General features: G+C 53.9%; 19 protein-coding genes and 2 pseudogenes. 10 read left to right on the top strand and 11 right to left on the bottom strand.

Going from position 1 to position 15,639, the window contains the following annotated elements; translation table 11 throughout:
* Position 1: 1 nt before the first annotated feature.
* From RT613_RS19385 to RT613_RS19360, 6 genes are all read right to left on the bottom strand, one after another.
* Positions 2 to 283, bottom strand: coding sequence for a hypothetical protein (locus tag RT613_RS19385; RefSeq protein ID WP_313618025.1), 282 nt, complete (start codon positions 281 to 283; stop codon positions 2 to 4).
* A gap of 607 nt (positions 284 to 890) precedes the next feature.
* The gene (locus tag RT613_RS19380; protein WP_313618024.1) at positions 891 to 1,589 is read right to left on the bottom strand and encodes a glutathione S-transferase; all 699 of its coding nucleotides are present in this window, start codon (positions 1,587 to 1,589) and stop codon (positions 891 to 893) included.
* A 56-nt stretch (positions 1,590 to 1,645) separates the two neighbouring features.
* Complete coding sequence (locus tag RT613_RS19375) at positions 1,646 to 2,539, bottom strand: SDR family oxidoreductase (protein WP_313618023.1); 894 nt, start codon at positions 2,537 to 2,539, stop codon at positions 1,646 to 1,648.
* 82 nt (positions 2,540 to 2,621) lie between these two features.
* A complete protein-coding gene (locus tag RT613_RS19370) occupies positions 2,622 to 3,227 on the bottom strand; it encodes a general stress protein (protein ID WP_313618022.1) in 606 nt (201 codons plus the stop codon).
* 24 nt (positions 3,228 to 3,251) lie between these two features.
* Positions 3,252 to 3,560, bottom strand: coding sequence for a PepSY domain-containing protein (locus RT613_RS19365; protein ID WP_313618021.1), 309 nt, complete (start codon positions 3,558 to 3,560; stop codon positions 3,252 to 3,254).
* 148 nt (positions 3,561 to 3,708) lie between these two features.
* The gene (locus tag RT613_RS19360; RefSeq protein ID WP_313618020.1) at positions 3,709 to 3,978 is read right to left on the bottom strand and encodes a hypothetical protein; all 270 of its coding nucleotides are present in this window, start codon (positions 3,976 to 3,978) and stop codon (positions 3,709 to 3,711) included.
* 377 nt (positions 3,979 to 4,355) lie between these two features.
* Between RT613_RS19360 and RT613_RS19355 the strand changes: the two genes are divergently transcribed.
* A complete protein-coding gene (locus RT613_RS19355; RefSeq protein ID WP_409558859.1) occupies positions 4,356 to 4,541 on the top strand; it encodes a DUF982 domain-containing protein in 186 nt (61 codons plus the stop codon).
* 624 nt (positions 4,542 to 5,165) lie between these two features.
* Here RT613_RS19355 and RT613_RS19350 read toward each other — a convergent pair.
* Both RT613_RS19350 and RT613_RS19345 read right to left on the bottom strand, forming a co-directional pair.
* Positions 5,166 to 7,235, bottom strand: a complete 2,070-nt coding sequence (locus RT613_RS19350; protein WP_313618019.1) for an ATP-dependent helicase — start codon at positions 7,233 to 7,235, stop codon at positions 5,166 to 5,168.
* A 227-nt stretch (positions 7,236 to 7,462) separates the two neighbouring features.
* Positions 7,463 to 7,651: a DUF2934 domain-containing protein gene (locus RT613_RS19345; protein ID WP_313618018.1), complete on the bottom strand. Its 189-nt coding sequence runs from the start codon at positions 7,649 to 7,651 to the stop codon at positions 7,463 to 7,465.
* A 265-nt stretch (positions 7,652 to 7,916) separates the two neighbouring features.
* Between RT613_RS19345 and RT613_RS19340 the strand changes: the two genes are divergently transcribed.
* The 6 genes from RT613_RS19340 (at position 7,917) to RT613_RS19315 (ending at position 12,591) form a co-directional block, all read left to right on the top strand.
* On the top strand, positions 7,917 to 8,468 hold the full coding sequence (locus tag RT613_RS19340) for a DNA-3-methyladenine glycosylase (protein ID WP_313618017.1): 552 nt from the start codon (positions 7,917 to 7,919) through the stop codon (positions 8,466 to 8,468).
* Positions 8,469 to 8,611: 143 nt separating this feature from the next.
* Positions 8,612 to 8,878: a DUF2934 domain-containing protein gene (locus RT613_RS19335; RefSeq protein WP_313618016.1), complete on the top strand. Its 267-nt coding sequence runs from the start codon at positions 8,612 to 8,614 to the stop codon at positions 8,876 to 8,878.
* A 96-nt stretch (positions 8,879 to 8,974) separates the two neighbouring features.
* On the top strand, positions 8,975 to 9,751 hold the full coding sequence (locus tag RT613_RS19330; protein WP_313618015.1) for an SDR family NAD(P)-dependent oxidoreductase: 777 nt from the start codon (positions 8,975 to 8,977) through the stop codon (positions 9,749 to 9,751).
* The gene (gene treZ / locus RT613_RS19325; protein WP_313618014.1) at positions 9,748 to 11,520 is read left to right on the top strand and encodes a malto-oligosyltrehalose trehalohydrolase; all 1,773 of its coding nucleotides are present in this window, start codon (positions 9,748 to 9,750) and stop codon (positions 11,518 to 11,520) included. The genes RT613_RS19330 and treZ overlap by 4 nt, the downstream gene beginning before the upstream one ends.
* Before the next feature lie 169 nt (positions 11,521 to 11,689).
* The gene (locus RT613_RS19320) at positions 11,690 to 12,190 is read left to right on the top strand and encodes a ferritin-like domain-containing protein (RefSeq protein ID WP_313618013.1); all 501 of its coding nucleotides are present in this window, start codon (positions 11,690 to 11,692) and stop codon (positions 12,188 to 12,190) included.
* A 182-nt stretch (positions 12,191 to 12,372) separates the two neighbouring features.
* Entirely contained in the window at positions 12,373 to 12,591 is a 219-nt protein-coding gene (locus RT613_RS19315) for a hypothetical protein (RefSeq protein ID WP_313618012.1), read from the top strand.
* Here RT613_RS19315 and RT613_RS19310 read toward each other — a convergent pair.
* Both RT613_RS19310 and RT613_RS19305 read right to left on the bottom strand, forming a co-directional pair.
* Positions 12,583 to 13,106 (bottom strand): annotated as a pseudogene (locus tag RT613_RS19310) (sigma-70 family RNA polymerase sigma factor). The gene RT613_RS19315 and the pseudogene RT613_RS19310 overlap by 9 nt on opposite strands.
* A gap of 72 nt (positions 13,107 to 13,178) precedes the next feature.
* Entirely contained in the window at positions 13,179 to 13,724 is a 546-nt protein-coding gene (locus RT613_RS19305) for a class I SAM-dependent methyltransferase (RefSeq protein ID WP_313618011.1), read from the bottom strand.
* A gap of 263 nt (positions 13,725 to 13,987) precedes the next feature.
* On the opposite strand from RT613_RS19305, the gene RT613_RS19300 reads away from it, so the two are divergent.
* The 3 genes from RT613_RS19300 to RT613_RS19290 all read left to right on the top strand — a co-directional run bounded on the left by RT613_RS19300 (position 13,988) and on the right by RT613_RS19290 (position 15,270).
* Positions 13,988 to 14,188, top strand: coding sequence for a hypothetical protein (locus RT613_RS19300; RefSeq protein WP_313618010.1), 201 nt, complete (start codon positions 13,988 to 13,990; stop codon positions 14,186 to 14,188).
* Between the two features lie 67 nt (positions 14,189 to 14,255).
* Positions 14,256 to 14,972 carry a Crp/Fnr family transcriptional regulator gene (locus RT613_RS19295; RefSeq protein ID WP_313618009.1) on the top strand — a complete coding sequence of 239 codons (717 nt, stop codon included), beginning with the start codon at positions 14,256 to 14,258 and terminating at the stop codon, positions 14,970 to 14,972.
* Between the two features lie 52 nt (positions 14,973 to 15,024).
* Positions 15,025 to 15,270, top strand: a complete 246-nt coding sequence (locus RT613_RS19290) for a DUF6894 family protein (RefSeq protein WP_313618008.1) — start codon at positions 15,025 to 15,027, stop codon at positions 15,268 to 15,270.
* Positions 15,271 to 15,274: 4 nt separating this feature from the next.
* Here RT613_RS19290 and RT613_RS19285 read toward each other — a convergent pair.
* Positions 15,275 to 15,583 (bottom strand): annotated as a pseudogene (locus RT613_RS19285) (helix-turn-helix domain-containing protein); the annotation flags it as partial.
* Positions 15,584 to 15,639: the final 56 nt, after the last annotated feature.

The following is a 15,639-nucleotide window of genomic DNA, read 5'->3' as shown; positions in this document are numbered from 1 at the left end:
CTCAGAGCCCGTCCTTCGATTGCACTCTGCGCGAAAGGGCGATCGCCTGTTCGATCAACTCAAGGTCTTGGCTTGCAACGTCGTCACCTGTGATCGCGGGAACAGGATCCCCCGCGATTGCCTCCAGGACTTCTCTGGATCCAGCGCCGTTGCGGATTGCCATTTCCAGCGTCTCGCGCGTTTCTCGCTCGGCTTTCAGCTGAGCAAACAGTGCTGCGATCAAGCGGTCACGGGGATCAATCGTTTTGAACGGGGCTGCAATTCTCACTGGATGGGATGCCATGATAACCGCCGGGCTGATATGTTGGAATATCTGAAATAACAATCAACGATGGCCCTTGGTTCCCCGCGACCCGTTCAGCCCTCAACACTCAACACTCAACAATGCATGACAACAACCTCCTTGAGACCCTGAGACGGGTCGTCGATGATCCGCCAGTAGAGATCGAGTTCAAAAATCGGCCACCTGATCGGGCAGGCCAGCTTCTATTGTCAAGGCAATCTTGATCGCTTTGCCCGGTTAAACATTTCGCCCCAAGGCAATGACGCCCGTGTGTCGATGATGTTTGCGGAGCTTGCGCTGGCGTGCCAGCCTTCAAGTTTAGGAGGTAAGCCACGTTCCCGCTTCATCTCGGCGGACATCTGAGGTGAATGGTTATGGGTGATTGGACGGAAAGAGACAGAACGAGGCAGTCTTGTTGGTCAAGCGTTTCGCGGGGGCTGGGGAGCGATTTGTGACGATGGTGCTAAGGATGCTCATTCGCTTGCGTACCGGTGCGTCGGTCGTTGACGATCCAGCACCCACCAACCCGTGCCACAGCCGCCGTCCCAAACGATGGCCAGGCTTGCACACCGTGGACGGGGATCGTATTTCACTTCAGTCGCTTTTTTCAGATCACAACGCTGCGGAGAGATTTTTCGATCTCTCCATCGCAGTAGGTTTCCCCGTATGTGTCGTAGTTTTTTCGGCTCAATGCGGCGATAGAAGGTGTCTCTGCAACGCGTTTGGCATGTCCCCAGACAACAGGCGATGTTTCTTCGATGATCTTGCGTATTGCTGGAAAACGGTCAGCGACCGTTGTCCAGAGAATGGAGGCGACAATATCTGCGATGCCCAGTTGTTCTGTGCCAAGGATAAAACCGTCCGCACCGGTCAAACCGTTTCTCGTACCTGAGCTCTCAAAAATCTTGATCCACTTTTGCAAACGCGGGACGAAATTCTCCCAGTTTTTCGCAGTCCACATGTCTCGCCCACCGTCCAGCGTCAGTTCATCAAGCACGTCATTGGCATCGAGAACAATTTTGGCGCAGAGCGCCCTGCGTTGAGCTGTCGTCGGCAGCAGGTTCAGGCGCTCACCAAGATAGATGGCGATCGCCGGCATCTGGGAAATTGCGAAGTCTTGCTTGCGGTCAATCAACAGTGGAGGTCCCATAAAGCCTATGGGTTGTTTGCCTGGGTCTTGGCCCATGATGCGCTCGATTTCAGCTGCATCATGTTCATCCCACGTGCATTCTGCATGCGCCAAAATTCCGCGGATAAACTGTCCGCGAAACGGAACCGGCCAATAATATAGGTCAAAGTCGTTCATAACGCGCTCCTTTGGGGGCGGTTCAAGTGGCGAGAACGCGCTTGGAAGTTCTCCAGCTATGCAACGCCCTTGCCGCCGGTAACACCGTAGACCTCACCATTGATGAAGCTTGCTTCCTGGGACGCCAGCAAAACATAGACCGGTGCAAGTTCCACGGGCTGGCCGGGCCGACCGAAATCACTGTTTTCACCGAAATGGCGCACCTTTTCATCCGGCTGCCCGCCGCTTGGCTGAAGCACAGTCCAGAAGGGGCCCGGAGCGACGACATTGGCTCTTACACCTTTTTCGATCAACTGTTTGGAGAGCGCCTTGGTGTAGGCCACGATGCCAGCTTTTGTCGTGGCATAATCGAGCAGAATAGGAGACGGCTCATAGGCCTGTATGGACGCAGTGGTGATGACGGACGCACCCGGTTTGAGATGTGGGACGGCCGCCTGCGAGATCCAGTGCAGCGCATAAAGATTGGTTTTCATCGTCTGGTCGAAATCGTCAGTGGTAAGTTCGCTGACATGCTTGCGAAACTGCTGGCGGGCAGCGTTAATAACCAGGATATCAAGGCCGCCCATGTCGCTGACCGCCTTCTCGACCATGTCATGGCACCAGGATTCATCTTTAATGTCGCCAGGTAAGGCAACAGCAATGCGTCCCTCAGCTTCGATCAAGCCTATCACGGCTTCGGCGTCCGGCTCTTCTTCTTCAAGATATGAGATCGCTACATCAGCGCCTTCACGTGCAAAGGCAATTGCCACCGCACGGCCAATTCCAGAATCGCCACCCGTGATCAAGGCCTTTCGTCCAGCCAACCTGCCAGAGCCTTTGTAGCTTTCCTCACCATGATCGGGAGAGGGCAACATGTTCTGAACCAGCCCGGGCATAGATTGGGGCTGAGCTTCAAAGGGGGGGGCTGGATACTGTTTGCGTGGATCCTGCATGGTGAAACGGTCAGTCATGTCTGCTCTCCCGGAATTGGTGGCCAAAAATGATTATGGAGCGCTTCCGTTTCCGGGAACGCTCCACAATGTAGGTCTTGCCTTAGCGCAAGTTGCGGTATCGCAACTGCTCAGCCTCGAACTCGTCGCGGCTATAGGGAGCGCTTGTGTCGTCAAAGCGCTTCCATCCGCCTTCCTCGTAGGCGCGGCGGCGCTCTACCGGGTCAACCAGATTAGACTGTTTGAGAATGGCGGAAGCTTCGTCCATTTTTGCCTCATCGACCTTGGCAACTACCATGCTGCCACCACGGCGCACGCCTTCGGCATAAACATGGGCATGTTCTTCAGGCACACCCGCATCAACGAGCGATCCGATTATACCGCCTGCTGCGCCACCAGCCACGGCGCCCGCCGCTGCACCAGCGGCCGTCGCGGCAAGCCAGCCAGCTGCAACCACGGGGCCAACACCGGGGATGGCCATCACTCCGAGACCTGTCAGAAGACCTACGCCACCACCAGCAACTGCGCCAACACCAGCGCCGGTGCCAGCACCTTCAGCAGCTTTGGTTTCAGAGTTGTCGCTGTCCTTGCCCACGCCATCATGGGACACAATGCTGATATCCTTTGACGGAATACCGGCTGCCTCAAGCGCCGTTACGGCTCGGCGGGCATCTTCACGACTGTCAAAAAGTCCGGTTACTGTACGCATTGATGTTTCCTCCAGCTTTTTTGGTTATTGGGTGACAATGTTGCCTTGGTAATCGAGGCCGACATTAACTTCGGCGCCGCCCTTGGTGGCTTTGGCACGCCACACACCTTGGGAATCCAGCATCAGGCCGGTGACGGCGGTATAGCCGGCCGCCTCAATCCGTTCCTTTGCCTGCTCTTCGGTAAAGCTGTTTTCACCGGCAACCGGAGCGGTTGGATTTCCGCTATCGGGAGTCGTGACTGCAGGTGTTTCACCTGTTGGATTGGCCGGCTGTTGAGCCAGGGCGACCGTTGACAAAAGGGTGACGGCTCCGGCGATGACCAGATTTTTCATTTTCCTCTCCTTTCGGGGCTGTTGGTGGTTCATAAACCGCCGAAACGATCGAAAGTTCCGAAAAATGCGAATTATCTAAAAAGCCGTTGAGCATGGAATGGTTTGGCAAGATCAGGGGCGCGTGTCTCAATGCTGACCCGCAGCGCAGTCAGCGGATGGGGTTATTCAAGTCTTCGTTGCTGAATGCCTTTTTCGCTCTTTCGAGTTCCTTGAGCGCTGTCTGATGCAACAAGTTGCAGAGGTTTTCATCGAGCGGGCTGTCCAACACGATTGCAGGATTATCCAAAGCCAGCAAAATCGTTTTCTCGACGATTGTGTGCCGCATCACCTTGGACGATGTGTAGCGTTTGACCATGTCCTGCAGTTGCGGGCGTATTTCGAACAACAAAACCGATTGGCTGATTTCCGGGCCGGTCATCGGCTTTTCTCCTCGACGCAATCAATGTGAAAGGTCTTTGATGTCGCAAAAAAGAAACCCTCCATTTGGAGGGCCTTAGGCAGTGCCGATACGCGCCAAGAACGAGAAACGGAACGCGGGGGAACAGCGTTCGGCAAATGAATGGCTGAGAGCGGGAAAAGTTCCGGCGTTTTTTGATAATCGTGTTCGGGCAGGAACACCGGCTGCCGCATGCCCACCTTAGCCTCAATATAATTCATCAAAATATTGCGACGAGACCGAAACTTTTCACATCCAATTCAATTAGGGGGCGCGCTGAATGCAGGAACAGATGCCCGCATTATCCTGGAACACGCCCGTAAAAGTAAACATGCCACATAGCGGCATACAAACAGTCCATGGTCCCTTCGCGGCTGATTCTGCTGATGGATGAATGGCCCAATATGAGCGGTCCGGCTTATGTCGAGGCTCGCAGCGCGTGTCGTGCGGCGTTGGACGGACGTAGAACGCCTGACCAGGCGCGTACACAGTTTTTGCTGGCGCGACAGAAGCGGATGTCTCGCTTACTCCGCAGCTTCACGTAGCTTGAGGTCAGTTGAGAGCGGATACCGGACAGGTGGGGCGCTCGTCTGCCTTTTCGTTGGCCATTGCGAGAAACCGGAAAAACCGCAATGTTCACCATCTCTGTCGCGTCCGGTTGACACGGTCCGCACTCCCAAAAGTAACTTGATTAGGATCTTTTGGTTCCGAACGTTGGAGGCTTGGTACGCTAGCTGACCTATTGCATAGTGCTGGGCAATGCAGACAGATTGCAAAGAAGAAATCTGTTGCGACGTGTGGCAGTGCGGAAAGAAAACCGATCCCAGAGATATAGTCTGCCGGCTGCTAATACCGTGTTCTTGTGATTAAAGTCGAAGCGCCGTTCCACATGTCGGATACGGACATGCTGATCAATGATCTGGGTTTACCCGCAATGTCTTGCGAGGAGTTCTCGAGGATGTACGCGAGAGATGGCCCACCAACGGCATCGCCTTTGCGACAGGCATGAACCAGCCGTTGGATCAGGGCGATGGCGACAGAACAGCATTGTTGCCGAAACCGCATGGTTTTGATGATCTGATGAAGGACCTGAACAGCGTAGTAGGGTGACGGGATTGCCGGATTTACCGTAGGAAATGTTGAGCGGAAATTCCGTAATCGATGCCTTGTCATTTCCACATGGAGCGCATTTTGGCACCCACATCGATCCGTATTTGTGTCGCACTGCGCTCACCGGCGTTGGCGCTTACTTTTGGCCAACTCGTCTGTTCGAAGAATTGCAGCAGGGTTGCCGGGATGAAACGGGTGCGAGAGGCGTAGACATGCCGGTCGCCCTGGCTGTTTTGTCCGTGGGTGAAAAACCGTTGCGGCGTGATAAGTGAAAGGCTGTCACGGGCGCGTGTCATGCCGACGTAAAGCAACCGGCGCTCTTCTTCGATTTCTGCGGTTGTCCCAGCGCCAAGATCAGACGGTATGCAGCCATCCACGACGTTCAACATGAACACGGAACGCCATTCCTGGCCTTTCGAAGAATGGATCGTGGAGAGGATCAGATAGTCTTCGTCAAGCAGGGGCACACCGGCCTGATCGCTGGTCGCGTCAGGCGGATCAAGCGTCAATTCTGTCAGAAACCGTTCCCGGTTGGGATAACCCGATGCTATTTGCTCCAGCTGGGCGAGATCGGCTTTGCGTGTATCTGCATCCTCATGAATTCGGTCAAGATGAGGTTCATACCAGGAACGTGCAGTGGCAATCTCGCCAGGCCAACCGGCATCCGCCTTTCGAAGCGCAATCATCAGGCTGACGAATTGCGGCCACGCCTCACCACTTTTGGGCGGAGGGGGAACCTCTGAGAGCGAGATCAACGGTTCCGGTTCGATTGTGATCGTATCCAGAATTTTTCCAGCGGTTTGCGGGCCGACACCGGGCAGGAGTTGCAACATACGAAAGCCTGCCACCCGATCACGCGGGTTTTGCGCAAAGCGTAGAACCGCCAGCAAATCCTTCACATGCGCGCTGTCCAGAAATTTCAAACCACCGAATTTTACGAAGGGAACGTTCCTGCGTGTCAACTCGACTTCGAGGGGACCACTGTGATTGGACGAGCGAAAAAGCACAGCCTGTTCCTTGAGAGAAATCCCTATTTCTCTGTTGGCAAGCACCTGTTCAACAATATAGCCAGCCTGGTCAGTCTCGTCTTTCACCGTCACCAGCAATGGACGCTGTTCGGATTGCCGATCGGTCCAGAGATTTTTTGTAAACCGTTCACGGGCGAGATCAATGACGCCATTGGCGGCAGCCAGGATCGGCTGAGTCGAGCGGTAGTTCCTGTCGAGCGTGATGACGTCAGCCGGGCGGGGTGAAAACTCTTTCGGGAAATCGAGAATGTTTCGTATGGTTGCCGCTCTGAAAGAATAGATCGACTGTGCGTCATCACCGACAACGGTCAGGCCATGGCCGCTCGGTTTCAGCGATTTCAGGATCGATGCCTGCAGCCGGTTGGTGTCCTGATATTCATCGACCAGAATGTGGTCAAAACGATCACCAATGTCTGCTGCCAAGGCAGGGTCCGACACCATTTGCGCCCAATAGAGAAGCAGGTCGTCATAATCGAGGACGTTTTGTGCCTGCTTGGCCTCAACATAGGCACCAAACAGTTCTTTGAGCTCGTTTTCCCACTCGATTGCCCAGGGCCAGGATGCTTTGAGCGCCTCTGCAATCGTGCAACTGGAATTCACGACGCGAGAATAGATTGCCAGACACGTGCCTTTGGTCGGAAACCGATCCCGGGTTTTGGAAAAACCAAGATCGTGGCGAACGATGTTCATGAGATCAGCACTGTCTTCCCGATCGTGAACCGTGAAATCAACATTCAGTCCGATCTGCTCGGCATACATGCGCAGCAGCCGGGCACCGATACCATGAAACGTACCAGCCCAGGTCAGCGCATCAGTCATGATGGCGGAGCTATCACCCAGCACCTGTCGGCAGATACGTTGCACGCGCCGCGTCATTTCTGATGCTGCTCGACGGGAAAAGGTCATTAGAAGAATACGGCGCGGGTCGGCATTGTTGACGATCAAGTGTGTCACGCGGTTTGCCAGCGTGTTGGTTTTTCCAGACCCCGCACCAGCAATGATCAACAGGGGTCCACCCATCTTACCGTCAGGCATGCCAACGCCATGGACGACCGCCTCGCGTTGTTGATCGTTGAGCTTTTCCAGATAGGTTGCCGTCATAAAAGTCCCAGAATTCCTTGCGCAAACACCGACTGACGCCCGTCCGGCGATCTGGCGGATGTCGACATCCAAAGGCCCGGCGCACAAATCCGCCGGAACGATGAAGGTGACTAGCACAAAAAGAACAAAAAAGGAACAATCTTGATTGATCGATCTCTCATAGTCCACTGTGTGTCCGCAGCAGGCGAAATTCTTGTGGCCTCTACCTCTATTGCGACGAGTACTGCCTACTTCTGCAGTTCTTCACCGTCCCAGGCAGCAGGCAAGCTTTCGGCTGGTCCGGATGTGCCCTGCAAGCTCTCCCACTCGGCACTGGCCTGAGCCCAATGTTCGTGATCCTGACCATCCGGTCGTCCCGCTTGTTCCCAGAGGTCATAGGCCCGTTTGGTGATCCATTCTTCCCGACTATCTGGCATGACAGGTGTCTCCTCTCGCTGTTCAAGGCAACGCTTGGGTGCGCGCTGTTTTTGCGTGGCCACGCAACACAACCGAACCCCCGGGCGTATGAATGGTTCCGGGCAACATGGGGTCGCAAGGACAACACCGGAAGGAACCTATCCTTGCTGAGCAAAAAAGTGGGGAACAGATGGCTGCTCGGTGGATTATGGGAACGTTTAGACACCACATCTCGTTTCACTACGGCGTGACTTGCCAGATGAACGGTTGCGTGAGGACAAACCAATGTCGCTCGAAGCTCAATTTGCTCACCATGCCTCGAAAGTCGCCGCAGACCTTATCGGTGCATATTTTACGGTGCATGGCGTCGGAGGCACGATTGTCGAAACGGAAGCCTATGCGGCCGACGACGAGGCATCCCACAGTTTTAAAGGCCAGACATCGCGTAACAGCGTCATGTTCGGTCATCCAGCAGATGTCTATGTCTATAGATCCTACGGTCTGCACTGGTGCCTTAATTTCGTATGCCTGTCCGGCAGCGCCGTGCTTTTACGAGCAATCGAACCTGCTGAGGGTCTTCAGGCGATGCATGCGCGCAGACAGATCCAAAATAATCGCCTGCTGTGTTCGGGGCCCGGTAGGCTATGCCAGGCTCTGGGCATCAACGGAGATTACAACGGTCTGTCACTGGGCCAGCCGATTTTTTCTCTGACATTTCCCGAAACGAGGTCACCTTTGTCGTGTGGACGCAGAATAGGCATCTCGAAGGCGATAGACGTGCCCTGGCGTTTTGGCCTCAAAGGATCAAAATATCTGAGCCAACCGTTCCCTAGCTGACACCAGAATGCCAAGGACCGGTTGCGAGAAAAAATATAGCGCGCCGTGGGGAACATTTGTCGTCGGGTGGGGTTCGGTTTGTTTCTTCACCAGCGACAATCACCACCTCCTCCATCCCCTTTTTGGGCAACAGGTAGAAACTCATGAGCGACAATAAACACGACTGGATCAGCGCACGGGCTTACGCTTTATGGCAAGAGGACGGGCAGGCACACGGAAAAGACGTTCAGCACTGGCAGCAGGCCTCCAGGGAGTTTGAACAAAGAAGCCGAACCCGCGCTTCGGCGGATGGCGCCGATATCCAGCTTGTAAGGCCCAGGAAACGCCAGCGTTCCGTCAATGCCGATGACACGAAATCCAAAATGCCTGTTGCTGCAAAAAACGTTGGTAAAGCCGACAGTGCCGCCTGATGTGTAAGATCAGAACACCGCATATGTGCCTGTCGGAAACGGCAGGCCTCCATACATATCAATCAGACGATCTTCTCAAATCTTCAGGCACCGCTCATGAATAGACCTGTTGCCTTCATCACCGGTGCAAGTTCTGGCATCGGACTTGCGACGGCCCGTTTTCTGGCGTCTTCAAATTACCATCTGATGCTGTTTGATCGCGATGGCGGCACGCTTGAAGCTGTCGCATCGGAACTGGAGACGATAGGCGCTAAGGTCATTGCCATCGCCGGCAATATTGCCTGTGAAGCGGATTTGGACCGGGCAATGTCATCGATCCGGACGAATTTCGGTTGCCTCGATGCTGTGGTCGCCAATGCAGGCATCAATGGTGTGTGGGCACCGATCGATGATCTCTCGCCAGACGAATGGGACACCACCATTCGTGTCAACTTGCGTGGCACTTACCTGACATTGAACAGGACAGTGCCATTGCTGAAGGAAAAAGGTGCGGGATCAATCGTGATCGTCGCATCAATCAATGGTGTGCGATCTTTCACCAATGCCGGTGCGACTGCCTACAGCGCCACCAAGGCCGCACAGGTGGCCATGACGTACCAGTTGGCCTTGGAGTTGGCCCGGGCTGGAATAAGGATCAATGTGGTTTGCCCAGGGGCAATCGATACAAACATTGATGCCTCGACGGAAATCCGTGACAGGCAGGAGACTGAAGTGCCCGTCATCTGGCCAGAGGGAACCATCCCGCTCAGCGACGGCGAGCCTGGCATGGCTTCAGATGTCGCGGAAACGATCAGATTTCTACTCAGTGATGCGGCCCGCCACATCACAGGAACGCCCGTCTTCATCGATGGCGGACAAGGTCTGTTGAAATGATGACATGCGATTATGCCTGGGGACCGAAATTCCTCGAGGATGACAAAGTCTGTTTTAAGCTGTGGGCACCTGATCTATCGGAGTTATCGCTGCAGATCGATGGCAGGATCGTTCCCATGACGAGCCAGAAAGACGGCTGGTTTGCGGTTGAGTTGGATGAGATCGGCGATGATGCGCAATACATGTTCGTATTGCCCGATGGCACCAAAGTTCCCGACCCCGCATCACGATATCAAGACGATGTTGTTGGAGCTTCGCGCGTCGTCAGGTCGAAGGGCTTTTCGTGGAAAAACACCCAGTGGAAGGGGCGTCCGTGGGAGGAAACAATAGTCTACGAGCTGCATGTCGGTACCTTCACATCAAAAGGAACCTTCGCTGGTGCAAGCAAGCAGCTCAGCAGATTGGCGAAGCTCGGCTTCACCGCCATCGAAATCATGCCACTTGCCCATTTTCCCGGTCACCGCGGTTGGGGCTATGACGGAGTTTATCAATATGCGCCGCACAGTGCCTACGGTACGGCAGATGATTTCAGACGTCTGGTAGATGAAGCGCATGGCCATGGGCTGATGGTGTTTCTGGATGTGGTCTATAATCACTTTGGGCCTGAAGGAAATTTCCTGTCGCGTTACGCATCAGATTTTTTCCAGCGTGGACAATCCACACCGTGGGGCGACAAGATCGATTTTGAGGTCGCACCGGTTCGCCGGTTTTTCCTCGACAATGCACTATATTGGCTGGACGAATTCAATCTGGATGGCCTGAGACTGGACGCTGTCGATCAGATTGAGGACCAGAGCGAACGTCATTTTCTTGAGGAAGTAGCGCGCACCGTGCGTGCGCGTTTCCCGCAACGCCATGTTCACCTGATCACTGAAAACCCCGTCAATGGAACTGATCTGCTGGCTGATACAACATGCGGACAACGGCTCTATACGGCTGACTGGAACGATGATTTCCACCATGCGCTGCATGTTGCCGTGACCGGCGAAACGACCGGACACTTCAAGCCTTTTGCCGTGAAACCCTGGGAGCATGTAAAAAGAGCGCTGGCGCAAGGATATCTGCAGGAAGGCAAGGCGGTTCTCCAAACCTCGCCGCCACCATCCGCGGAATTGCCTCCGACAGCCTTCGTGCACTTTCTTCAAAATCACGACCAGATTGGAAATCGCGCACTCAATGATCGACTGAACACCATGATCAGCCAATCAATGTACGATGTGTTGACTGAGCTCCTCGTTTTATCACCGCAGATACCGCTGTTTTTCATGGGGGAAGAGCACGCCAGTCGACGGCCATTTCATTTTTTCTGCGACTACCAGGGTGAATTGGCCAGGATCATGATGGCCGGGCGGCCAAAGCAGGCAGAAAATTTCGGAGGTATCCCAAGAGGTGTCGATCCGGAAAGTCTGGCTGATCCGAACCAGCTCGAAACATTCCTTGCATCCAAAATAAGTTGGGATGACGCACTGAGCACAGAGGGGCTGGCGCGAGAGAAATTTGTCAAAGATCTCCTTGATGTGCGCAAGAAGCATATCATCCCGTTGCTCGAAAAAGCGGGCGGATATTCAGGGACCGTGGTGAAATCACCTGACAACACGGTGTTCGTTGATTGGCACGTTGGACATGGCAAAACCCTGCAGTTGCGGGTGAACATGTCGGATTTTCCTTGTACGCTGGAGCCGCATGCTGGAGCCCGTGTCTATCCCGCCGCCGATCTGTCGTCGCCGGAAACCTTGCCCGCTTGGACGACACATCTTTACGTCTCGTGAAACGAGCTAGATCGGCTCTTTAACACGATGAAAAGGGTCGAATCTCAGGAACAATCTCCCCGGGTCGAGGTTAGGAGCGCAGGAGCCACACCGCTGCGCTCTGCCGACTGCGACATGTTCAACAAGAACAGCAGACGTGAAACTCACCCAACAGTAACAGGAGATCAAAATGGCTGAGAAGACATTGGAAGACCTTTTCCTCGACACGGTGAAGGACATTTATTACGCTGAACGCCAGGTCCTGAAAGCGCTGCCAAAAATGGCGCGCGCAGCTCAATCCGAAGAGCTGAAGGCTGCCTTTCAAAAGCACAAGGAGGAGACCGAAGTCCACGTGGAGCGACTTCAGCAGGTCTTCGAATTGCTGGGTAAACCGGCTCGCGGCAAAACCTGTGAAGCCATTCAGGGCATTATCGCGGAAGGTGAAGAAATCATCGAAGATTTCAAAGGTTCACCAGCCCTCGACGCTGGACTCATCTCGTCGGCGCAAGCTGTCGAACATTATGAGATCACCCGCTACGGCACGCTCAAGACCTGGGCAACGCAGCTTGGCATGAAGGAAGCTGCCAAACTGTTTGAGCAGACGCTGGGTGAAGAATCCGCGACTGACGCGACGCTGTCCAAGCTCGGCGTAGCAAGTGCCAACGTCAAGGCGAAAAGCAAAGCCGCCTGACCCGCAGCCAAGCGAAGTGTCGTCGCTTTGGCGGCACTTCATCGCTGCTATCTGTCTGCACAGATGATGACAACGAACAGGCCACAGGCGTCGTTACCCTCGAATGGAAGCATTCGGTGTCTAACACTGTGGAACACAAAGGCGTTTCGCCACTTTATTAAGTGACATCAAAGGAGCAAATCATGCCTGAGAAGATATCGCCCGCTGTTGCTTCATTGCGCAAGGAGCAGACCAATCACAAGCGCACATCAAAAGATGATCTGGAGGAAGGTGTCGAAGCGACATTTCCAGCATCTGATCCCGTCTCAACCACGCAGACTGCGGTTCCAACAGGACGTGCCGACGTTGATGCGGCCGAAGACCTGTCCGAAAAAAAACCGGATAAAAAGAAGTCAGTATAAGTCGTCTCGCAAGGATTGCCGTGCCCTATTCACGCGGCTTTTAATGGTGCCTATCTGGCAACCGCAAATCTCGGCTGCGTCGGCGTAACTTGTCCCATCCGCAATCAACAACAGCGCCTGCTTTTGGCCGGGATCAAGGTGGTCAATTGCTCTAATTGTCTCCTCATACTCCAACCGCCACAACTGATCGGCAGGTGTTGCGAGTTGCTGTGCGAGATGGACGGGCAGACCAATGAATTCCCGTTTCTTCACTTTGTAACGACTGCAAAACGTGTTGCGCAAAATCGTAAAAAGCCATGACCGAAGCGATGTTCCAGGCGTGAACCGATGTGCCGAGCGAAGCGCCTTGAAAATGGTCTCCTGAACAAGATCATCTACGTCCTGCTCATGTCGTACAAAACGCGTGCAAAGGCACAAAGCGCCGGGGAAAATTCAGCAATCTGCAGCCTGAGCGGTTCGATATCCGGATGGACGGAAGTTGCTGGGGATACGCCATTCACACTCAACGCGGTCATTGTGGCTTCCTTTTTTCATAAGGAAGGAATGCCCGTCACGGTGTTTGGTTGCGGTACGCCACCGTACGCATCTCAGCCCTCAAGGCACGATCGAGACAGTTGCAACAGACGGAAGAAACCGGTCGGCGGAATGGCGCAGTTTTCAACAACACGGAATGACGGGTTTTGACGTACCCACGCTTCGACAGCCTCTGTGTGAAAAGAGGAACTCAGTCCGACGCTTTGTAGAACGGGAGACACTGCCTGACTAAGGCGTCGCATGATGCCAGCATTTTCGTTGATCCGACTGACGATGACAATCTTGCCGTTCGGCTTCAGCACGCGCGCGCATTCATCAAGTAAGGCATGAGTGTCAGGGATCAGTGTGATGACGAAAGGAAGGGAGACCACATCGAATGACTCCGTAGGAAAGGACATGTTGCAGGCATCCATCACCTGCAAATCCTTCACATGCGCAAAAGACTTTCTGCTCAATTTTTGCCGGGCCTTCGATAGCATATCGTCAGAAATATCAATGCCGGTGAGCGTGCAGGTTGACGGATAGAGCGGCAGGACAAGCCCTGTCCCAACACCTACCTCCAATATCTCCCCGCCATTTTCGCCAGCACGGGATGCCAATTCGATCTGGGCACGCTTTAGAAACAGTCCGTAAAAATTGTCATAGACTGGAGCCCAAAACCGATAGGCGTTTCGCTGTTGTTTGTGGTTGGATTGCTCGCTCAGCGAACTATATCGGTCCATTCAGATATCCTTTTCATGAATTCCCTGAAGAATTGTCCCGTCACACAACCCTACAATGACCAGGCGGTTCCCGAGAATAAAGATTTTGGAACAACCGCACGACAAGACAGTTGAGAGGACGAGAACTAAAGGAGGCTATTATGACCAAAGACAGCAAGCTGAAGACCATTCACAGGGATAGCGAACCGCAGTTCGCGCGCGGCAAGAAATCCTCTAGAAATAACGGGGTTTCGAGTGCGAAACCGCGCGTTATTACCGGCTCTGATGACGCGACGGTCAACAAGTTGCCGCCCGGCAAAAATAAACCCAGCAAAGACTGGGACATCAATTACGATGCCTGATCGAACGGGGCTGCGGATACCCGAATACAAGCACACCGATGATTACGTCTTTTCGACGGAGTGACCCATGGCAATACTGTCGCAAGAATCTGTACCCAACAAAGTCCTGTCGATCCTGCCTGCTGCCGATTTCGCGCTGGTGGCTAAGCATCTGGAATATATCGATTTGCCGCAAGGGACAGTGCTGGCCCGCGTCGGAGAGCCGATCGAGTTTGTTTATTTTCTCACCTCAGGCATCGGCTCTCTTGTGACCACGACACCGGAAGGAAACCGAGCTGAGGCTGGGATTTTCGGCTTTGACGGCTACGTGCCGACAACGGCGATGGCGGAGGTTGAAACCAGCTCACATGACGTGGGGATGCAGGTTGCTGGCACGGCCTATCGGATTGATTATCCCAACTTTCGGGTCCTGATGGACAGCAAGAACTTTTCGAAGGCCGTAATACGATCAATGGAAGCGTTTTCGATTCAATTGGCGCATACGGCTGTTTCAAACGCCGTACACGATGTCGATGAGAGGCTCGCCCGATGGCTCCTTATGTGTCATGACCGGGTCTCAGCAAATGAAATTGGTATAACTCACGAATTTATCTCGATAATGCTCTCGGTTCGAAGAGCCACTGTCACAACGTCGCTCCATACGTTGGAAAGCAATGGTTTCATTCGGGCACAACGTGGTATGATAACAATCAGGAACAGGTCTGCGCTTGAAGAATTTGCACATGACGCCTACGGAAGACCAGAGGCTGAATACCGCCGGCTGATGAAGGATCTTTTTAAATGAACGCGGTCAACCAAGCCGAGAATGGCGAGCCATTTAGATCGAACTACACGCTATGAGCCGATATTTTTTTCACCTGCGTCGGGGTCGCGAGACTGTTTCTGACAATGAAGGCGATGAGTTTCCCTCCGATGAAGCTGCGCGGATGAGTGCGGTCAGTTCTGTGCGTGAGATGGTTGCTGCGCTGATCAAAAGTGGGCGCATTGTTGCAGACGAATATATGGATGTCTCCGACGATGCAGGAACGCTGCTTTTCAGCGTTTCATTCCACGACGTCGTGCAAAATCACCTGAAAAAGTAAGCCGTCAGAGCGAGCCAATCAGCCGACGATATTCCGCTTCAGGTTCCCCGTAGGCTCCGCCTGCGAAATCTTCCAAACCTCTCCGGTGCCTTATCGTCACTCGACCGCGTTCCGCAAACACAAGCTTCATGCCTCCCAGCGTGTGGAATGCGTTTGTGATGCTCGGCCGACGTACTGCCAGCATCAGCGATACAAAGTCATGGGTCAGGCTGATTTCATCGCCATCCATGCGATCATGACACATCAGCAGCCATCTCGCGAGCCGCTGGTCGACCTGGTAATTTGCATTGCAAAGTGCGGTATAGGAAATCTGGGGTAAGCGCCGTTTTGAGAGCACGTCGGTTTACGCTTGACGGAATGGAATGACGT

Origin of the sequence: Agrobacterium sp. (assembly GCF_032092815.1) — a bacterium.
In the GTDB taxonomy this organism is placed as follows: Bacteria; Pseudomonadota; Alphaproteobacteria; order Rhizobiales; family Rhizobiaceae; genus Agrobacterium.
The sequence above is the reverse complement of the archived record's forward strand: the minus strand, read 5'-3'. Positions and strand labels throughout refer to the sequence as shown.